At 72.7% G+C, this 19,058-nt stretch carries 16 protein-coding genes and 1 pseudogene; 9 read left to right on the top strand and 8 right to left on the bottom strand.

The annotated features are described in order from the left end of the window. Nucleotides 1–15: 15 nt before the first annotated feature. Nucleotides 16–348, top strand: coding sequence for an SDR family oxidoreductase (locus ACZ6K0_RS12570; protein WP_469231943.1), 333 nt, complete (start codon nucleotides 16–18; stop codon nucleotides 346–348). Nucleotides 349–400: 52 nt separating this feature from the next. Here ACZ6K0_RS12570 and ACZ6K0_RS12565 read toward each other — a convergent pair whose 3' ends face one another. Continuing rightward, nucleotides 401–799, bottom strand: coding sequence for a cytochrome P450 (locus ACZ6K0_RS12565; RefSeq protein WP_469575884.1), 399 nt, complete (start codon nucleotides 797–799; stop codon nucleotides 401–403). Nucleotides 800–912: 113 nt separating this feature from the next. Continuing rightward, entirely contained in the window at nucleotides 913–1,296 is a 384-nt protein-coding gene (locus ACZ6K0_RS12560) for an FAD-dependent oxidoreductase (RefSeq protein WP_469232215.1), read from the bottom strand. A gap of 37 nt (nucleotides 1,297–1,333) precedes the next feature. Here ACZ6K0_RS12560 and ACZ6K0_RS12555 point away from each other — a divergent pair, with 37 nt between their 5' ends. Together ACZ6K0_RS12555 and ACZ6K0_RS12550 are read left to right on the top strand one after the other, a co-directional pair. Next, the gene (locus ACZ6K0_RS12555; RefSeq protein ID WP_469231939.1) at nucleotides 1,334–1,693 is read left to right on the top strand and encodes a hypothetical protein; all 360 of its coding nucleotides are present in this window, start codon (nucleotides 1,334–1,336) and stop codon (nucleotides 1,691–1,693) included. A gap of 185 nt (nucleotides 1,694–1,878) precedes the next feature. Continuing rightward, a complete protein-coding gene (locus ACZ6K0_RS12550; RefSeq protein WP_469231937.1) occupies nucleotides 1,879–2,286 on the top strand; it encodes a YybH family protein in 408 nt (135 codons plus the stop codon). A 256-nt stretch (nucleotides 2,287–2,542) separates the two neighbouring features. Here ACZ6K0_RS12550 and ACZ6K0_RS12545 read toward each other — a convergent pair. After that, nucleotides 2,543–2,776, bottom strand: a pseudogene (locus ACZ6K0_RS12545) (DUF6296 family protein); the annotation flags it as partial. 173 nt (nucleotides 2,777–2,949) lie between these two features. Between ACZ6K0_RS12545 and ACZ6K0_RS12540 the strand changes: the two are divergent. From ACZ6K0_RS12540 to ACZ6K0_RS12515, 6 genes are all read left to right on the top strand, one after another. After that, nucleotides 2,950–3,528 carry an HPP family protein gene (locus ACZ6K0_RS12540; protein ID WP_376399107.1) on the top strand — a complete coding sequence of 193 codons (579 nt, stop codon included), beginning with the start codon at nucleotides 2,950–2,952 and terminating at the stop codon, nucleotides 3,526–3,528. A 180-nt stretch (nucleotides 3,529–3,708) separates the two neighbouring features. Then, nucleotides 3,709–4,212: a hypothetical protein gene (locus tag ACZ6K0_RS12535; protein ID WP_376399105.1), complete on the top strand. Its 504-nt coding sequence runs from the start codon at nucleotides 3,709–3,711 to the stop codon at nucleotides 4,210–4,212. Continuing rightward, nucleotides 4,212–5,606 carry a hypothetical protein gene (locus ACZ6K0_RS12530; RefSeq protein WP_376399102.1) on the top strand — a complete coding sequence of 465 codons (1,395 nt, stop codon included), beginning with the start codon at nucleotides 4,212–4,214 and terminating at the stop codon, nucleotides 5,604–5,606. Before ACZ6K0_RS12535 ends, ACZ6K0_RS12530 begins: the two co-directional genes overlap by 1 nt. Next, complete coding sequence (locus ACZ6K0_RS12525) at nucleotides 5,603–6,955, top strand: VWA domain-containing protein (protein WP_469231934.1); 1,353 nt, start codon at nucleotides 5,603–5,605, stop codon at nucleotides 6,953–6,955. Before ACZ6K0_RS12530 ends, ACZ6K0_RS12525 begins: the two co-directional genes overlap by 4 nt. A 12-nt stretch (nucleotides 6,956–6,967) precedes the next feature. After that, a complete protein-coding gene (locus ACZ6K0_RS12520) occupies nucleotides 6,968–8,092 on the top strand; it encodes an ATP-binding protein (RefSeq protein ID WP_376399096.1) in 1,125 nt (374 codons plus the stop codon). Continuing rightward, entirely contained in the window at nucleotides 8,089–10,929 is a 2,841-nt protein-coding gene (locus ACZ6K0_RS12515; protein ID WP_469231932.1) for a DUF5682 family protein, read from the top strand. Before ACZ6K0_RS12520 ends, ACZ6K0_RS12515 begins: the two co-directional genes overlap by 4 nt. On the opposite strand, the gene ACZ6K0_RS12510 is transcribed toward ACZ6K0_RS12515, so the two are convergent. The 5 genes from ACZ6K0_RS12510 to ACZ6K0_RS12490 form a co-directional block, all read right to left on the bottom strand. Then, on the bottom strand, nucleotides 10,924–12,948 hold the full coding sequence (locus tag ACZ6K0_RS12510; protein WP_376399091.1) for an ABC transporter ATP-binding protein: 2,025 nt from the start codon (nucleotides 12,946–12,948) through the stop codon (nucleotides 10,924–10,926). The genes ACZ6K0_RS12515 and ACZ6K0_RS12510 overlap by 6 nt on opposite strands. 292 nt (nucleotides 12,949–13,240) lie before the next feature. Further along, nucleotides 13,241–14,545, bottom strand: coding sequence for an MFS transporter (locus ACZ6K0_RS12505; RefSeq protein WP_469231929.1), 1,305 nt, complete (start codon nucleotides 14,543–14,545; stop codon nucleotides 13,241–13,243). 7 nt (nucleotides 14,546–14,552) lie between these two features. Continuing rightward, nucleotides 14,553–16,358, bottom strand: a complete 1,806-nt coding sequence (locus ACZ6K0_RS12500; RefSeq protein WP_469231928.1) for a condensation domain-containing protein — start codon at nucleotides 16,356–16,358, stop codon at nucleotides 14,553–14,555. Then, complete coding sequence (locus ACZ6K0_RS12495; protein ID WP_469231926.1) at nucleotides 16,352–17,728, bottom strand: DUF6271 family protein; 1,377 nt, start codon at nucleotides 17,726–17,728, stop codon at nucleotides 16,352–16,354. Before ACZ6K0_RS12495 ends, ACZ6K0_RS12500 begins: the two co-directional genes overlap by 7 nt. Beyond that, on the bottom strand, nucleotides 17,710–18,810 hold the full coding sequence (locus tag ACZ6K0_RS12490; RefSeq protein ID WP_469231924.1) for a phytanoyl-CoA dioxygenase family protein: 1,101 nt from the start codon (nucleotides 18,808–18,810) through the stop codon (nucleotides 17,710–17,712). The genes ACZ6K0_RS12495 and ACZ6K0_RS12490 overlap by 19 nt, the downstream gene beginning before the upstream one ends. Between the last annotated feature and the right edge of the window lie 248 nt (nucleotides 18,811–19,058).

Here is a 19,058-nt window from a genome sequence, read left to right as displayed (position 1 = left end):
CCGGCCCCCCCCGGCATGGGCGTGTACTCCGGCGCCAAGGCGGCCGTGTGCTCCTTCGCGCAGGTCTTCGCCGCCGAGCTCCTGCCGCGCGGCATCCGGGTCAACTCCGTCAGCCCGGGCTTCATCCACACCCCGACCATGGGCATCGCGGACGCCACCGCCGAGGAGCGGGCCGTCCTCAGCGCGGTGGGCGACGCGCTCACTCCGATGAAGCGGCACGGTACGCCTGAGGAGGTCGCCACCGCCGCGCTCTTCTTCGCCTTCGACGCGACCTTCACGACCGGTGTCGAGCTGGCCGTGGACGGCGGTCTCACCCAGCACATCCAGCCGGTCCCGCCGCAGCAGTAGCGGAACGCGTGGCCCGCGGAGCGGCATCGCCGCCCCGCGGGCCACGGTCGTCTCAGGCGTCCGCCGGTCCAAGGAGGACGGGGAGCGTCCGGTGGCCGTTGGAGATGAACGACTCCAGGGGCAGGATCCCCTCCGGCGGCTCCGCGAGCCTGATGCCGGGGAAGCGCGCGAACACGGCGGGCAGGGCGATCGTCGCCTCCAGGCGGGCGAGCGGAGCGCCCACGCAGTGGTGGACGCCGTGCCCGAAAGCGACGTGCTCGCGGAGCGTCGGGCGCGTCACGTCGAAGACGTCCGCCGTCTCGCCGTGTGCGCCCGGATCGCGACCCGCCGCGCCGAAGGCGATCATCATCGCGTCGCCCTTGGGGATCACCACGTCGCCGAGGTCGAGTTCCTCGATCGCGTACCGCATGGGCAGACACGGGGCCTCAAGGCGCAGGGTCTCGTCGACCATCTGTGGCGTCGGGATCGTGCAGAGCATGCGGATCGTGCGGATCTGTGGCGTCGGGATCGTGCGGATCGTACGGACAGGACATCGTGTTCATCGGGCGCCCCCCTCCCCGCCGGTCAGGCCCTGGCGGACCGGGACGCGAGCGCCCTCGGGGCCACGGCGTGCGCGGCGGCCCTGCCCGACTCGATCGCCTCGTCGACGAAGCCGTTCCACACGCTCGCCAGGTCGCCGCCCGCGAAGGCGATCCGCCCGTACGGCCGCTGGATGTCCGGAAGTTGACGGAGGAGCTGGCCGGGGCGGCGCAGAGCCTGCGCTCCCCGGGCGTACGTGTCGCTGCCCCAGTCGTGCGAGCGTACGGAGGCGACCTGCGCGGTCGGCAGGTACTCCCGTACGGCGGCCTGCACCTGGGAGAGGCTCGTCGGGTTGAACGTCGGGTCGAAGGCGAAGCCGATCACGAGGTGGCCGTCGGTCAGCTTGGCGGCCGGGAAGAGGCTCTCGATGCGCTGGCCCTCGTACCCCTGGCAGAGGGTGAGCGGGGTGACGCCCCGGACGTGCCGGACGTTCCACCTCTACAACCCGAGCGAGCTGACGTTCGCCGAAGCCGCCGACCACCTGCGGTCGTTCGGGTACCCGCTCGGCGAACTGGAGCGGGACCGCTGGCTGGAGCTCGTGCGTTCCGACCGGGGCAACGCGCTGGTGCCGCTGCTCGACGCCTTCGAGCTGCTGACGGCGGACAGTTCCGGTTTCTACCCGCCCATGGACATCACCGACACGCTGGACGTCCTCGCGGGCACCGGAGTCCACTGCCCGCCCGTGACGAAGGAACTGTTCGGCAGGTACGTCGACTTCTTCACCGAGGCCGGCTACTTCCCGGAGCCCCCGATGACCGAGGGGTGATCCGCACCGGATCCGCGATTACCCCACGGTGGACGGGGGGTGGGGAAGCGGCGACTACGGTCGGCCTGCCGTCGTACCCCCCGTCCCGACCGACCCGACCCGGAGCGGCCGGGACCTGCCCGGAGCGCTCCGGAATCGACCGGAACACCAGAGAAAGCACCAACGAAGAGGGAGCAGTCATCACCATGACCACCACCGATCTGGCCAACCTGGTCCTCACCGACGACGTGGAGCAGCAGAACCAGGCGTTCATCGACGCCTTCAACTCGGGCGACGGCGCCATCTTCGACCAGCTCTACCGCGACGACGCGATCTCGAACCTCTCGGGCCGTCCGCTGACGGGCGCGGAGCGCCGCCAGGGCATCATCGACCTGCTGAAGACCGGCCCCGAGCTCGACTCGAAGGTCGTGCACAACTACGTCGCCGGTGACGTGTCCCTGGTGATCGTCGAGTTCCGCCTGGAGGTCGCCGACGAGCAGGGCGGGCGCCAGGTCATCACGGGCACCTGCACCGACGTCATGCGGCGCACCGGCGACGACCGCTGGATCATGGCGATCGACCGTCCGCTCGCGGACGAGCTCCCGACCAAGTAGCCGCCGGCCACCCCCACCCCCACCCGCCTGGCCCCGGCCCCGAATCCCCCGCGGGGTCGGAACCAGGAGAGCCCCCCGTCCCGTGGACGGGGGGCTCTCCGACGTCTCGCACCGGTCACGGGCGGGGTGTGCGGCGCTCAGGGTCCGCCGCATCCCTCGGATCTGCTGAGGCCGGATCGGCCGGATCAGCCGGATCAGTGGCACCGGTCGGATCAGTCGGACCGGTCGGATCGGTCGGATCAGTCGGACCGGCATCGGGGAGTGGCCGGGCCATGACGGACTGGGCGGGTTCCTGATGGCCGCCCGAGGCGAGGACGCGCACCTCGCCGCGGTCGCTGATCTCCGCCCGGATGATCCCCGTCGGATCGGCGTACACCGGATGACCACCGGGCCCTTTGAAGAGCGTGCGCTCCACGGTCACGACGTCCCGGGCCGAGCCCGCGCCGTCGGAGAACACCAGCTCGTACCTGAGTGTGTCCATTCGCATCATTTTACGCCCGTACCGCCTCCCGCGACCCCCGCGGCTCCACCGCGAACCCGCTGGTTAGAGTGGTGAACGGTTGCGCCGCCGCACCAGGCTCAGGCGCATGACCGGGCCGACTGTCGACCACAGAGTCCCGTACGACCGTCATCCCCGCCCCCTGCCCGGAAACGCCCGATCACATGAGCACCGACGCCGCCCTGCGCTCCGCATCCGCCCCCGCGGGCCCCGCAGACCCCGCGGACCCCACTCCTCCCCGCCCCCGCCGGCCGAGGATCGCCGGCCGGGCTCCGGCGCGGCCCGGCCCCGCGGCGGCCTTCCACAGCGTCACCGCGGCGACGGCGGCCCTGCTGGGGCTCGTCGCCATCGGCGCCGTCATCCACGAGCCGGTCCTGATACCGCCGCTCGCCGCCAGCGCCGCCCTCGTGCACTGCGCCCCGACGCTTCCCCTGGCCCAGCCCCGCAGCGTGGTCGTCGGCCACCTGCTCGGCGCCGCCGCCGGCTACGCGGTCGGGGCCGCGGCCGGCGGCAGCGCCTGGGCCGCGGCCGTCGCCGCCGGCGTCACCCTCGCCCTGACGACACTGGCCCGCACCCCGCACTCCCCGGCGTGCGCCACCGCCGTCGTCATCGTGCTCCAGTCACCCGCACCGGGAAGGTTCGTGCCGCTGCTGTTCGGCGCCACGGTCCTGCTCGTCCTGACGGCCTGCACCGCGTCCCGCATCCGCCGCGGCGCGCCGAGGTACCCCGCCTATTGGTGGTGAACAGCCCACCTCCAGACCGCTGGAGGGCTGCTCCCGGCTCGCTCCGAGGCCGCTCCCGGACCGCTCCTTTCGGACCGCTCCCAGGCCGCCTCCGGGCCGTTGTCAGTGGGCGCGGATAGGTTCGTTCCTGTCGCGCCGCTCCGGCGTGAGCATCCCTTTGACGTGCATGGGAGAGGTGTGTTGACGGTCTGGGAGACGTCGAGCGTGGCGCGGGTGGTACCGCCCGCACGACCGCGCAAGCTCGCCAAGGTGCCGTTCGTCGAGCTGGCCGACGGACGGTTGCAGGGTGTCGTGTCCAGCGGGTCCGACATAGGGCGCGTGTACGTGTCCTCGATCGCGGCGGGGACGTACGCGTTCGCGTGCAGCACCAACAACAACCGCCCCTGCGGCGGCGCGCGCGGCACGTTCTGCAACCACATCCGCGCGCTCGTCGGCGAGGCCGTCCTGCAGTACGGGGCCGAGCGCGTCGCCCGCTACCTGAAGGCGGAGACGCCCGGAGAGGAGCCCGACGCCGCCGCGCTCGTCTCGCTGATGACCGCCGCGCGGCCCGCCCAGGGCGACACCTCGGCAGCCGCCCCGGTGTTCAGCCGGTTCCTGCGGCACCTGGCCTACCTCGAACGGGAGCCGGTGACCGTCCCGTTGCCCGAGATGCAGTGGTTCCCGCCGACGAGGGCGGTGGCCTGATGCGTACGGATCTGCTCACCGACCCCGTGGAGGGGCTCGACGAGGCACTCGCCGCCGTGGACGCCTTCGACCGGGTGCTCGTCGCCGGACTGCTCCGTCCGCAGCCCGCGCAGGCCGACGGCCTGACCGCGCTCACGGACGCCGTCGCCGGGACGCCGCTGGCCACGCGGGTCGCCGAGGCCGCCGAGAAGGCCGCGGCCGGCGCGGCGGGCGAGGACCACTTCGTCGCCCTCGCCGCGGCCCGTACGGCCGTCATGGGCTCCGTGCACGACGCCCTCGTCGTCCGCGTCGGCGACGTCACGGGCCGACCCCGTACGGAGGCGACCACGCCGGCCGCCGGAGGCGAGGGACCCGCCGCGAACGTGCTCGCGGCCGCCCGTGCCTGGCTGTGCGACATCGCCCGCGCCGGCTGGCAGGGCATCGACCACGACCTGGTCGCCGGGGCCGCCCCCGTGGTCTCGGCGATGCTGCCGGACCCGCTGCTGCGGCGTCAGGCCACCCTGCTCGACGGCTTCGCGGCCGAACTCGCCGCCTCCTGCCCGGGAGCCACCCTGGAGCGCGTCCCGGTGCGCCGCTGGGCCGACCTCTGGTCCCGTGCGCTGCTCCTGACCCTGCCCGGGGCCACCCGTGCCCCCTCGACGGCCCCCGCGACCGGCCGCCTGCTGCCGCTCGGCGTCGACGTGCAGGAGCACGCCACCGCCGTACAGGCCCAGGTCCACGCGGTGTTCGAGCCCGCCGACGGAACGGCCCCGCGCCTCGTACGGGCCGCGGTGTCCGCACCCAAGCCGGACACCGTCGTCGGCGCCGGACTCTGGCAGCTGCTCCGCCCGCGGATGTCGCTCCTGGCCGCCGTCGGCGAAGGCCGCTCCATGGACGTCGACGCCATGCCCGTCACCGCCGAGGGCGACCTCCTCTGGGACGACGAGCGGGCCCGCGCGGGGGAGCCCGCCGACCCGTTCGCCACCGCCCGGGTGATCCTGGCCACCGCCTCCGACCCGGTGACCGCCCCGCTGGACCGCCACCCGGTCCGGATCGCCGTGCCCGTACTCGTCGAGGGGTACGCGGTGGAGCGGGAGGACGACGGGCCGACGGTGTTCGCGGTCGCCGGTCACCGGCTGACCGTCGACACCGACCGCATTCCGGCCGCCGGGCCGCTCGGTCCGGACACGGTCGCCGCGTCCGGCGCGTGCATCGGACTGCTCCGCTGGGACGCCGGCGCGTTCGTCCTCCAGCCGCTCGCCGTCGAGACGACCGTGCGGAAGAAGGCCGTCGCCGTCCACGCGGGCGCGTGGGCCGGAGGCACCACCGACAAGGCGGGTGTCCGGGCGGAGAAGGCGGCCACGGACTCCGTCGCCGTCCTGCGCGAACGAGCCGGAAGGCTGCTGCGGAAATGACCGACGGCACCCCCCCCTCAGCCGACCCCGACGACAACCGTCGGCAGGTCCTCTACTGGCGCCTCCTCGCCCGGCTCTTCGACCACGAGGAGCAGGCCGCCCTGGAGTCCGCGAGCCTCGCCGTCGTCGAGGCCATCGGCCTCCCGCCGGCGCTGCTCGACCCCGGCGCGTCCGTCGACTCCGTCGTCCAGCGCCATCCGGAGCTGGCCGGGGAGTTCGACGGCCTGATGACCCCGGAGCCCGAGCCGGACGACGCGCGCGACAGGGCCGCCGAGGTGCGGCGCGCCGCCCTCGCGTCGAAGGTGCTGCTCAACGTCTTCTCCACCGGCTCCGGCACGGTCTCCGCCGGTCAGCTGGCACGCTGGCAGTCGGACGCGGGCTGGCTGGAGCGCGCGCTCGGCTGTGCGCCCGGCGGGCTGCGCGGCGGACGGGCGTCCGGAGCGGGCCTCACCGGCGGCGGGCTCGGAGCCGAACTCGGAGCCGTCGAGGCCGACCTGGTCCAGCGCATGCACCTGCGCGAGGTGCTGGCCGATCCCGCGCTGGCGGCCAGGCTCACCCCGAGCATGTCCCTGATCGAGCAGCTCCTGCGCGACAAGGGCAACCTGTCCGGCATCGCCCTGGCCAACGCCAAGTCCCTCATCCGGCGTTACGTCGACGAGGTCGCCGAGGTGCTGCGTACGCAGGTGGAGAAGGCGACCGTCGGCGAACTGGACCGCTCGGTCCCGCCGAAGCGGGTCTTCCGCAACCTCGACATCGACCGCACCATCTGGAAGAACCTCACCAACTGGAGCCCGGAGGAGGAGCGGCTCTACGTCGACCGCCTCTACTACCGGCACACGGTCCGCAGGACCACGCCCCAGCGGCTGATCGTCGTCGTGGACCAGTCCGGTTCCATGGTCGACTCGATGGTCAACTGCACCATCCTGGCCTCGATCTTCGCCGGTCTGCCGAAGGTCGACGTCCACCTCATCGCGTACGACACCCGCGCGATCGACCTCACCCCCTGGGTCCACGACCCGTTCGACGTCCTGCTCCGCACCAACCTCGGCGGCGGCAACGACGGGCCGGTCGCCATGGCCATGGCCCGGCCGAAGATCGCCGAGCCCAAGAACACCGTCATGGTGTGGATCTCCGACTTCTACGAGTTCGACCGCTCGCAGCCGCTCTTCGAGGGCATCGAGGCGGTCCACCGGTCCGGCGTGCGGTTCATCCCCGTCGGCTCGGTGACCAGCTCCGGACGCCAGGAGGTCAACCCCTGGTTCCGCGAGCGGTTCAAGGCGCTCGGCACCCCGGTGGTCTCCGGCCACATCGACAAGCTCGTCCACGAACTCAAGACCTTCCTCACCTGAGAGGCCCTTCGCATGTCCGACCTGCTCCGCGCTCCCGCCGAGATGAAGTACGCCGAGGAACTCGACTGGCTCGAGTCGATCGACGACAACCCCAAGCCGTTCTCCTGGCGCCTGTCCCCGAAGATGGTCCGGCTCTTCATCCTCGGCTCCGAGCGTGCCGACGGCCTCGACCGGGAGGTGGCGCCGAAGTGGTTCGGCGACCGCAGCTTCGTCGAGCGCTCCATCGTCACCCTCGCCTCCGACCGGGGCCTGCTGCTCATCGGCGACCCGGGCACCGGGAAGAGCTGGCTCGCCGAGCTGCTCTCGGCCGCGATCAGCCGTAACTCCACCCTCGTCGTGCAGGGCACCGCGGGCACCACCGAGGACCACATCAAGTACTCCTGGAACGTGTCCATGGTCATCGCCAAGGGCCAGTCGAGGGAGTCGATGATCCCGTCGCCGATCATGACCGCGATGGAGACCGGCACCATCGGCCGCTTCGAGGAGCTGACCCGCTCCACCAGCGACGTGCAGGACGCGCTCATCTCGATCCTCTCCGAGAAGTACGTCTCCGTCCCCGAACTGGAGAGCGACGGCGGCGGCGACAACATCGTCTTCGCCAAGCCCGGCTTCTCGATCATCGCCACCGCCAACAGCCGCGACCGGGGCGTCAACGACCTGTCCTCCGCGCTCAAGCGCCGCTTCAACTTCGTCCGCATCCCGGTCGTCACGAACAAGAAGAGCGAGGCCGAGATCGTCCGCTTCCGCACCGAGGAGCTGCTCCGCCGCCACCAGATCGACCTGGACGTGCCGCCCACCCTCCTCGACGTGCTCCTCCAGAGCTTCGCCGACCTCCGGGCCTCCGCCGCCGCGGCCGGCAGCGACGACGAGAAGCTGGAGTCCGCGCTGTCCACCGCCGAACAGATCGGCGTCCTCGAGGACGCCGTCCTCCACAGCAACTTCTTCGGCGAGCGCGCCCTGACGGCCCGCACCCTCGCCGCCTCGCTCGTCGGCTCCCTCGCCCGCCGCGAGCCCGAGGACCTGGCCATCCTCAACAAGTACCTGCACGGTGTCGTCGAGCCGCGCGGCAAGGAAGAGGGCGGCTCCTGGCCCGAGTTCCTGGAGGGCGGCCGCGACGCGATCGCCAAGCTGGCATGAGCGCGGCCCCCGAGCTCCACGAGACCGCCGGCACCCGAGCGGCCCCCGCCACTCCCTTCGCCGCGCTGCGCGGCCAACTCCACGAGGCAGCGGCCGAGTTCTCCGGAGGAGCGGACGCCCTGGAGGGGATCCTCCTCGGCATGGTCGACGACGTCGACCGGGCGGCCGGCGAACCGCTGGAGATCTTCCCCGTCTGCCACCACTCGCCCGCTTCGGCGCTCGCCATGGCCCGCCGGCTGCGCGAGAAGCAGCCGAAGGTCGTGTACCTGGAGCTGTGCGAGGACATGGCGCCGCTCCTGACCGAGCTGCGCAACTGCCGGCTGCCGGTGGCCGTGCAGGCCTTCGCCAGCGAGATCGACGGCTTTCCGGCCGACTGGGCCCCGCTGTCCGTCGTCGCGCCGATCACCGAGGCCTCCGCCGAGTACCAGGCCGTCGCGTACGCCCTCGACACCCCCGGTGTCGAACTGGTCCTCGTCGACCGGTCCTCCGACCACGTCTTCCAGTGGGACGCCCGGCGGGCCCCGGAGACGAAGCCGGCGGAGACCGAGGCCGAGGCGGCGCTCCACGGCGAGGCCGTCGGCGTCGAGATCGGCGACCTGCGGCCCCGCTTCGCCGAGCTGGAGGAGCACCTGCTCCGGCACGGCAAGGTCCGGCACTGGTCGGAGTGGTGGCACCAGTACGTCGAGGTCCCGCTCGGCGACAGCGACCACGACACCTACCGCCAGGTCATGTTCCTCATCGGCAGCCTGTTCCGGCGCCTCGCCCCCGGCGACGGGGAGCGCCTGCGCGTCGACGAGGACCGCGAGCGGTACATGTGGATCCGGATGCGCGAGCACCTGGCCGCGACGGGCACCGACCCGGCGGACTGCCTGTACGTCTGCGGCGCCTTCCACGCGGCGAGCCGCGTCGAGGAGTTCGGCGTGGCCGGCACCACCGCTCCGGGCCCGGCAGGCTTCACGATCTCCCCGCGGACCGCCACCACCTGGCAGTACGGGCTCATCCCGTCCAGCCACACCGCGATCGAGGCCCAGTTCGGCCTCGCCTCCGGTTCGGTGTCGATCGCCGCGACGCAGTGGGCGAAGAACCTCAAGCGCACCCGGGTGAAGCCGTACCGCCTGGAAGGCCAGGCCGGCACCAGGAAGGCGAAGCCGGCGAAGACGGCCGTCAAGGCGACCGCTCCCGTCGTGCCCGTGGACGCGGAGGACCGGCTCTCCGGCTTCCTGCGCAGGCCGCCGGTCGTCGACACCCTCGACGAGGCCGAACTGCTCGGCTGGTCCGTGGACATCGTCCGCGCGGCCCGCCGCAGCGGCTACCTCGCCTCGACCGCCGACGCGATCGCCGTCTTCGAGACGTCGATCCTGCTGGCCGGCATGCGGGACCGGGCCAAGCCGACGCCGTACGACTTCCAGGACGCGGCCGTCACCTGCATCGAGAAGGACTCCGTGCCCGGGCGCAGGGACGTGCGCCGCCTCGTCGAGATCATGATGGGCGGCGACCGGATCGGCCAGGTCGGCTACGACGCGCTGCCGCCCCTCGCGCGCGACGTGCACGACCGGCTGGCACCGCTGGAGCTCGACCTCCAGCAGCGCGGCGTGCGGCGGGCCCTCCTCGACATGGCCTCCGAGCCGGACCTCCGGGCCTGCTCCGACGTCCTGTGGATGCTGCGCCGTCTGATGCCGCCCGGCGCCGCCCGCCCCATCATGGGCGAACGGCGGCTCGGCGAGCGGTCGATCCAGGAGTCGTGGGACCTGTCCCTCGGCACCCACCAGCGGGCGCTCATCGAGCTCGGATACGAGGGCGTGAGCCTGGAACAGGTCCTGGAGCAGCGGCTGCGGCGCACCGCGCACGGGCCGCAGGCGACGACCGCGCAGGTCCTCGCGGCGGTCGAGGACGCGACGCTGTACCTCGGCGGCCGGCGCCTCGCCGACGAGCTGGGCACCCGTGCCCTGGAGGTCCTGGCGGCCGAGCGCACGGTGGACGGGGCTCCCGAGGTGCTGCGCCGGGTGCGCGGCCTCCTCGCGTACTACCGGACCAGCGAAGCGGTGCTGCCGCCGTGGATCGAGTCGTTCGTCAGAACCGGATACGCGCACTACTGCACGCTGCTGCCGACCGCCTTCCGGGACGAGGACGCGACGGTCGGCCAGGTGGCCGCGATGCTGGGCTTCCTGTTCAGCATGGAGAGCCTGGCCCTGTCCCTGGGCTGCGACCGGACACAGCTCGAACTGTCGGTCGCGCAGTCGCACCCGCAGGACCCGGCGAAGACGGCACTTCTGTGGGCCGCGCAGGTGCAGCTCGGCACCCTCTCCAGGACCGAGCTGCGGGCACGCTGCGACGAACTCCTCGGCAACCCCCTGGTCGTGCCCTCCTACCCGCGCTACCTCAGCGGCTTCGTCCACGCGCTCGAACCGGTGCCGGGACTCGCGGACGTCGTGGTGGAGGCCGTCTCGAACGCCTTCGGGCGACTGCCGGACGCCGTCCTGCTGCCGTGGCTCCCGGTCCTCATCACCACGCTCCGGTCGAACGCGGCGGAGCTGGCCCCGCTCCTCATCCGCGAGGCGGGACGGATCTTCCCGGCCCGGCTCGCCGCCCTGGACTCCTGGATCCCGCCGTGGCGGCAGCCGGCCACGCCGCCGGCGGCCCGCACCCGCCCGCACGCCACGGGCCCGCGGGGCGCGGCGCTGCTGCCCGCGCACCCGGAGACCTGCGACGCGCTCGCGGAGCTCCTGGGCTGCGCGGACGGATGGGAACCGACGGGCACGGCCCCTCGCGATCCGTCCCTGACGGCCCTCCACCCGGACACGGCACAAGCGGTGGCCGCCCTCCTCAAGGCCTCATGACGTCACCTGCCCGTCCGTGACGGGTTCGGCGTCCGACGCCCCGCCCTGGCCCGGCACGGCGGGGCGGACGAACTGGCGGGCCTGGAGTTCGTACGCCTCGCGGAAGGCGCCCGTGCCGGTGGCGGGGTCCATGAGTTCCTCGAAGGTCCCGGCCTCCACGACCCGGCCCTCGTCCATCACGTAGATGAGGTCGGCATGGGCGACGCTGTGCAGGCGGTGGGTGATCAGGATCGTGGTCTGGCCGGTGCCGGCGAGGCGGTGGATCTGGTCGAAGACCCGCTGCTCCGCCGCCGGGTCGAGGGCGCTGGTCGGCTCGTCCACGATGAGGACCCGGCCCTCGCGGTAGCGCGCCCGGGCGAGGCCGATCTTCTGCCACTGCCCGCCGGAGATCTCCTGGCCGCCCCGGTACCCGCGCGCCAGGAGCGTGTCCAGGCCCCGGGGGAGCCCTTTGAGGACGTCGTCCGCGCCCGCGTACGCCGCGGCCTCGCCGATCGTGGCGTCGTCGAGCGGGCCGCCGGGCCTGCCGATGCCGATGTTGACGCGGGCGGTGAAGGGCCAGCGGTGGAAGTTCTGCGCGACCATCGCGACCCGGTCGAAGATCTGCGCCCGGCAGGCCCGGGCCGCGTCGACCCCGCCCCACATCACCCGGCCGTCGTCCGGGAGGTACAGCCCGCAGAGGAGGCGGGTGACGGTGGTCTTGCCGGAGCCGTTCTTCCCGACGAGCGCGACCGTCCTGCCCCGGGGGATGACGAGGTCGACCTCGCACAGGGACGGCTTCTCCGCCCCCGGGTAGGTGAAGGTGACCTTCTCGAACCGGATCTCGTCGACCTCCTCGGGCAGGTCCACCCCGGTGGAGGGGATCTCGCGGCGGACCGCCTCCTCGCACAGGGTCTCCAGGTCGGCGACGAACAGCGACTCCTCCTGTACGTCGGTGACCCGCAGCACCAGGTCGGTGATGCTCGCCGAGCCCGCACGGATCGCGAGGACGGCCGTGCCGCCGACGGCGAGGGCCATGTGCCCGTCCCACAGGAGCAGCCCGAGCACGGCGTACGTCCCGACGGTGGCGAGGCCCCGGGCCGCGTCCGCCGTCAGTCCCGTACGCGCGCCGATCCACGCCAGCCGGGTCTGCTCCCGCTCGCTGGTCTCCGCCATGCCCCGGAAGTGTTCGAGCAGGAACGGGCCGACGTCGTGGACCCGGACCTCACCCGCCGCCTGCTGGTCGATCAGCAGCCGGCTGATCAGCTGCGCGGCCCGCGCGTGCTGCACGAACCGGTGCCAGCTCACGTACCGCGCCCGCGCCATCGTCAGCGAACTCCACGCGCTCGGCAGCGCCATGGCGATCAGCAGGGGCAGCAGCAGGGGGTGCAGGACGGTGAGGACACCGGCGGCCGCGACGAGCGAGATCGCCGAGGTGACCACGGCCGTGCAATAGCCGACCATCCGGCGCGCCGAGTCCGCGCCCCACTGGGCGGAGTCCATCAGCTTGTGGAAGGCGTCGTCCTCGATTGCCTCCAGCTCGACCCGGGCGACCAGGCTCAAGTACCGCTCCGTGGCGACCCGTTGCACCTTGGGCTCCAGGATCCCGGTCGCCGCGGCGGAGGCGGACTTGCCCGCGGAGCCGAGGACCGAGAGGACGGCGACGACGAGGAGCGAGGGGAGCGCGGAGCGCAGCCGCTCGACGGTGCTGCCCTGGGCGAGGAGTTCGACGAGGATGGTGTTCACGGCGATCAGCGACACGGCCTGGGTGACGCCCCGGCCGAACTCGCTTCCCGCGACCGTGTACAGCGCCCGCCGATCGGCCTCGTGGGCCAGCCGCACGGCGATCCCGACCTGACGGGGGAGCGAGAGCGCCATGGCGCGCAGGCTCAGCTTCAGCCAGACGCCGTGATGCTGGCTCCAGCCGAAGTCGTACGCGAGCTCCCCGCCGAAGAGCAGCTGCTCGGAGGCGGAGGGGCCGCCGGCGGCGGTGTCCTGACCGGGTGGGGTGGGGGTCGTCGGCGGGGTGGGGGAGGGATGCATGGTGTCCTCCGTCGCTGAGCCGTCCGGGTGTCGCCCGGATGTCATCGAACTCAACGAGACGGCGGCGCAGTCGAACACGCGTCTTTCGGACGCGTCCCGATCCGTATGACAGAGCGAGAAACCGAGCGTGCCGGGTACATCGACCCTTGCCGGAGGAGGCCGCGCCCGGAGGCTCGGATGGCCGAAACGCCGAGGGCGGGCCCGCTCTCGCGCGCCCGCCCCGTACCGCCGTCCGCCACCTGCCGCAGCGGAGGCCGCAGTAGCCCCACCGGTCTCACCGGTCTCACCGGTCTCAGCGAACTCCGGCGTCCGTTTCCGCTTCCGCTTCCGCGGTACCCTCCGCTTCCGTTTCCGCGGCACCCTCCGGTGCCCGGCCCAGCGCCCGGACCGCCGGGACGCAGAGCATGATGCCGAGGAACACGACACCCACCACGGCGGAGAAGAGCAGCACGCGGTCGGCGCCGAAGGCCTCCGCCGCCGGGCCGGCCAGCGCACGCCCCAGCGGGATCACCATGATGGATCCGGCGATGTCGTACGCGGAGACCCGGCTGAGGACGGCCAGGGGTATGTGGGTCTGCACGCTGGTCGCCCACATGACGCCCCAGAAGGCGAAGCCGCAGCCGGCGACGACACCGGTGACCGCCGTGAGCGTGAACGACCAGCCGAGTGCGGGCGCCAGGGGATTGAGCGAGAAGAAGAGCATGGCGAGGGCCCCCGCCACGAGCGGACGGCGCGGCTTCACGCGCATGCCGAGCAGTCCGCCGACGATCGTGCCGGCGCCGTCGGCCGAGGCGATCCAGCCGTAGCCGCTCGACCCGTGCTGTTCGGTGAGCAGCGTCGCGCCCAGCGGCAGCGCCGGGCCGAAGACGAACAGGCCGTACACCGCCCAGACGGCGATGACCCCCCACAGCCAGGAGCGGGACCGGAACTCGTGCCACCCCGTGGCCAGCCGCTGCCACAACGGGTCGGCGCTGTCGTCCTTGGCCGTGCTCAGCTTCCGCAGCGGCGCCAGGCCCAGCGCGCTGAGCGCGAAGGCCGCCGCGATGACCAGGAAGGATCCCGCCGCGTCCCAGTAGGCGACGAGGAGGCCGGCGAGGCCCGGGCCGAGCAGGGTGCAGATCGCCTCGGAGATCCGCAGCAGCGCGTTGGCCCGCTGGATGTCCTCGGCGACCTGCGGGACCATGCTCGCCAGACCCGGCTGGAACATGGCGGTCGCGGCGCCGCTGAGCGCGAGCAGCGCCATGATGTGCCAGAGCCGCACCTCGCCCGCGGCGAGCAGCGCCGCGAGCGCGAGCATGGCCACCAGGCGCACCACGTCGGCGCCGACCATCATCACCTGCGGGGTGAACCGGTCGGCGAGGACTCCGCCGACGAGGACCAGCAGGACGATCGGCGCCATCCACGCGGCCAGCGCGTATCCGACGCCACTGGCGCCGTAGCCCGCGCCGAGCACGGCCGTCGTGAGCGAGACCATCAGCATGCCGTCGGCGAGCAGCGACGCGCTGCGGGCCGTGAAGAACAGCCGGAAGCGGCTCGACCGCCACGGGCTGGGAAGCGCGTCAGGCTTCTGCCGGACACTCACATCATCGGTATCCATCGTCATGTCACATCCGCCGGTCCCGGCCGGTCCCTTCCGAGAGAATCTGCTGCCCGAGCCAGGCACCGTCCCGGTCGGCCTCCGCCGGCGGGTCCTGGACGATCACGTACCGGCGGGGTGCCAGGACTCCGGGACGGCCCGGGAGGGCGTCCATGAGTGCGGCGTGGGCCGCCGCCGGAGTCAGCGGGGCGCCCCCGGAGGCGATGTACGCGGTGAGGCCCCGCCCGGTGTCCCCCTCGGGGGATCCGTCGCCGCGCGGGGGATCCGCCGTGACGTGTACGTGGACGGGTACGCCGTCGAGGGCCCGGCTCAGGGCCTCCGCCACGGCCTGCGGCGAGACCCAGGAGCCGTCCACCCGCTCCCACTCCGGGCCGCGCTCGACCGGCCGGACCCCCGTCACCTCGGTGAGCGCGTCCAGCGGTACGTCCTCGGTGGCGGCCGCCTCCAGGAGGCGTACCAGTCCGACGAGGAACTCCTCCGCCCGGTCCCGGGGGAACAGCGCGGGATCCGCCCACACGCCGAGGCGCAGCAGCGGCTCCGTCTCGTGGACGAAGGTCAGGACCCGGGTCGGCAGCACCTGCTCCTCCCCCCAGCCGAGCTCCAGCTCCGGCCCGGTGACGGCTTCGCCGCCGGGGGAGGAGGGGCCGGGGGAGGCGGGGCCGTGGGCGGAGGGGAGCGCGGTGGGGAGGGTGCTCACGTCGTTGAAGACGATGTCGCGTGCGAACACGCTGCCCCGCTCGAAGGTCGTCCGCCCGATCATCTCCCACAGGCTCACCGCGTCGAACCGGCTGTGCCGGTACGCGTTGAGCGCGGCCCCCCAGGCCTTGCTGAGGAGCGCGTCGAAGGACGGGACCCGGACGTCGAGGGTGAGCAAGGCGTCCTGGGAGAGGGTGTTCACCGACCGGGCCAGGCGGGGCTCGTACCGGTTGGAGGTCGGGACGGCGGCCACGCACGCGGACTGGCCCGTCCGGTGGGCGAGGAGCGCGCACCAAGCCGTGAGCAGCACCGTCTGCGGGAGGCCGCCGGTGCGCTCCGCCACGAGGGCCAGGGCGCGGGCGCCCCGCCGCGAGCGGAGGGTGAGCTGCGGCACGCGGACCTCGGTGCCCTCGGCACCCGGTTCCGCGAACATGGCCTGCGGTCCGGTACGGATGATCCGCTCCCAGTACCCCAGCGACGCCGCGGACTTGCGGAGCCCGGCCGGCGTCGCCTCCTCGGCTGCGAGGTCGAGCGGTGTGAGCGCCGTCAGCGGGGGAAGCGTCTCGCCGGACAGCACTGCGAGCCACTCCTCCTTGAGGACGGCGAGCGCGCTGATGTCGGCCACGGCGTGGCTGGCCGCCAGCGCGACGAACACCGGCGCGCCGTCGAGGGCGACCAGGGTGACCCGGAGGGGGAAGTCCCGGTCCAGGTGGAAGCGGTCGTCCCGGGCCTCGCGCGCCAACGACTCGGCGTACCGCTCGGGTTCGGCGGGGAGTTCGTCGTGGTCGAGGAAGGTGACCCTGAACGTGCCCTCTGCGGCGACGACTTGCTCGTGGGGGGCGGATTCCGGGGGGTGGGGGAACGTGGTCCGCAGCGCCTCATGCCGTACGGCGAGGACGCGCAGCGCGTCGACGGCCGCTTCCCTCCGGGTGCCGGAGGGCGCCGGCCACACGTCGTGGATGTTGATGTGCGCGGGCTCGTCCCGCAGGATGCAGCGGATCATGTTGGCCTGCCCCATCGTGACGGGGCCCCGCCGCTCCTCGCCGCCCGCGTACGCGACGGTGACGGTGGTGGCGCGGGCGTCCTTGAGCCGCGAGGAGTCTCGCTCACTCACCATGTGATGCCTTTCACGGACTTCGTGGAGCGGGTCAGCGGACCCCAGGCGTCGATCAGGAGGGCGAACTCCTCCATGTCGTCCCGGGCCTCGTCGAGGAGTCGCTCGCGCTCGGCGGCGAGGACGTCGGCGGCGTCGGCGTACCGGCCGCCGAGCTTGCGGTAGGAGCGGTCGACGACGTCCAGCCGCTCCGCGTTCCGCGCGCGGTCCACGCGGGTGCTGTCCCGCACGAATCCGGCCACGTCGGACGCCCGGACACGGCCCTCCGCGTCGAGCAGCTCCGCGCCGGCGGCGGCCATCCGGGCGTACACGGCGTCGAGGTACGGCGTGGCGAGGAAGAACTTCGCGAGGCGCCGCTGGTAGGCCAGGAAGCCCGCGTCGGAACGGCGCTCGTCGGTATGGAAGTTGACGATGTGGCGGTTGTGCAGGACACCGGGAAGCCCGGCGTCCTGGACCACGTGGATGAGGAAGTAGTCGCTGCCGACGGTGTCGGTGGCGGGCGGCAGCGGCACCCGGCCGTAGACCTCGCGGGTGAAGGCGATGTTGCACATGTCCACGCGCAGGGGGCTGACGCTGGTGAGCGTCGTCCGGTCGCCGGTGAAGGGGGCGGTGCCGGCGCCGCGGAACGACTCGTCGATGAGGTGCCTGCGCCAGATCTCCGGGCAGTCGTCGGGGACCGACAGGCCGACGACGTCCTCGTAGACGGCGGGATCGAGCCGGCGGATCTCCGCGACGTCCACGGACATCTCGCCGATGAAGGAGCCGCCGACCAGGGACACCGGCCGGTCCGCGCACGCGGGGTCGAGCCTGCTCCGCGACACGAGCCCGGCCACGTCGGACGCCCGCCGCCCCAGAGCCGTCAGCTCGTGGTGGATCGGGAAGACCGGCTCGCCGCCGCCGCCGTCCTCCGACGACGACGACGACGGGGACGGGGACGGCGACGGCGACGGGGACGGGGACGGCGGAGGGGACTGGTACCGGCTGTCGGAGTCCCGGCGGTGCAGCGAGTCGCAGCCCAGCGCCTCCGCGATCAGGAACGCGCGGTTGGTGCAGGCGCCGTAGGACACGCGGGACGGCAGCATCAGGTCGAGCACCCGGTCGGGGGCGGCGACGCCGGACCGGGCGATCACCTCCCGCAGGAAGGTCCGCTGCTGCGTCTCGTCGAGGTGATGGACGACCACCCCCGGGGCCGGGGGCAGGGCCGCCACCGTCTCCCGGTGCGCGGCGAGCACGGACGCCTCGGAGGAGTCCAGGATCAGGACGTGCACCTCGACGCCGAACCGGCGGGCGCCGTAGACGGCTTCCTCGGCGACCGCCCTGATGGTGTCGGAGCAGGCCCGGTTGGTGGGGAGGGTCAGACAGACGCGGCGCACGACGGTTCTCCGCTCTGCCCGCCGGCCGCCGCCGTGTCCGTGCCGGTGTCGTGCCACGAGGTGAGCCCGAGGAGACGGCTGCCGAGCTCGGTCAGCTCGGCCGTGGGATACCGCTTGGACTCGTGCAGCACCGGATCGCCGACGAGGGTGCGGTTCCAGCGCGGGGTGCGCAGGTGCCGCCAGGACTCGACACGGGACTTCCGCAGCCGCTCGTGCTCTTCGAGCGCCGGCATCATCGACAGGTACTGGACCGCCCGCACCCCGTTCTCGGAGAGGTTGCGCGCCACGCCGTGGGCGAGCAGACCGTTCCAGATCAGCAGGTCGCCGGGGTGGAGCTCGGGTCGGACGACGGGGAACTCGGTCCGGTCCACGGCGGGACGCAGCGGGTCGCGGTCGGCCGGCTGGGCGATCTTCCACTCCTCGAACTGCCGGAACAGCTCGGGGTCGCACTGGAATCCGCCGGTCTCGGGCCGGGTGTCGTTCAGCGCGATGATGCCCTGCACCCGCTGCGGCGGGACGCCGATCGTCGTGTCGATGTCCCAGTGCAGCTCGATGTCGAAGCCCCGGTCCGTGGGCTCGATCAGGGCGCGGTCACGGTTCCCGACGTTGGGCGGGTTGAGGTTGAGCCGGTCCAGGGTGACCCACAGCTCCTCGCAGTCCCACACGTCGACGAAGGCGTCGTACACGCGCTGGGACTGGCGGCTGTTCCACAGCAGTTGGTGGTGGTACGCCTCGACGAATCCATAGACGTGCAGCTGCTGGTCCAGCTCGGAGCGGAACGGCCGGTCCTCGTACCAGCTGTCCGGCCGGTCCGGGTCCAGGCCCTGGAAGTTCCAGGTGAAGTCGAGGAGCCGGCGGGCCTCCTCCGCGGGTATGGCCTCGCGGACGACGACGTATCCGTACGTCTGCCAATGGGCGAAGTCCTCGTCCGACAGCACCCGCAGGGGGCGGGACTTCTTCAGCTCCCGCAGGGTGGTCTGCGCCAGATAGGACTCGCCGTCCGCGCTGAAGTACGGGACGTCCGACGCCGCTCTGTGCAGGTAGGGACGGCGCGAGCGGCCGGGGGAAGCGGGGGTCGTCATGTGGTCCCTCCAGGAACGGGAGTCAGGGCCGGGGACGGGCGCCGCCGATTACACAGCAGCATTGGTTTAGACCATAGCGTCTGTCAAGTGTCGGCTCGATGAGCGCAATTGACATGCGCGAAAGATCGAAACGAACTCTTGACGACGGCCGCCGACCGGCCGACTTTGGTCTAGACAAGTGCGGAAGAGCTGGCCTAGGGTCCAGTTCTCGGACGTTCGGACCGTCGCGCCGGCGCCGTCACCGTCAC

The sequence above is a fragment of the Streptomyces sp. NPDC042346 genome, assembly GCF_055581845.1.
The sequence above is the reverse complement of the archived record's forward strand: the minus strand, read 5'-3'. Positions and strand labels throughout refer to the sequence as shown.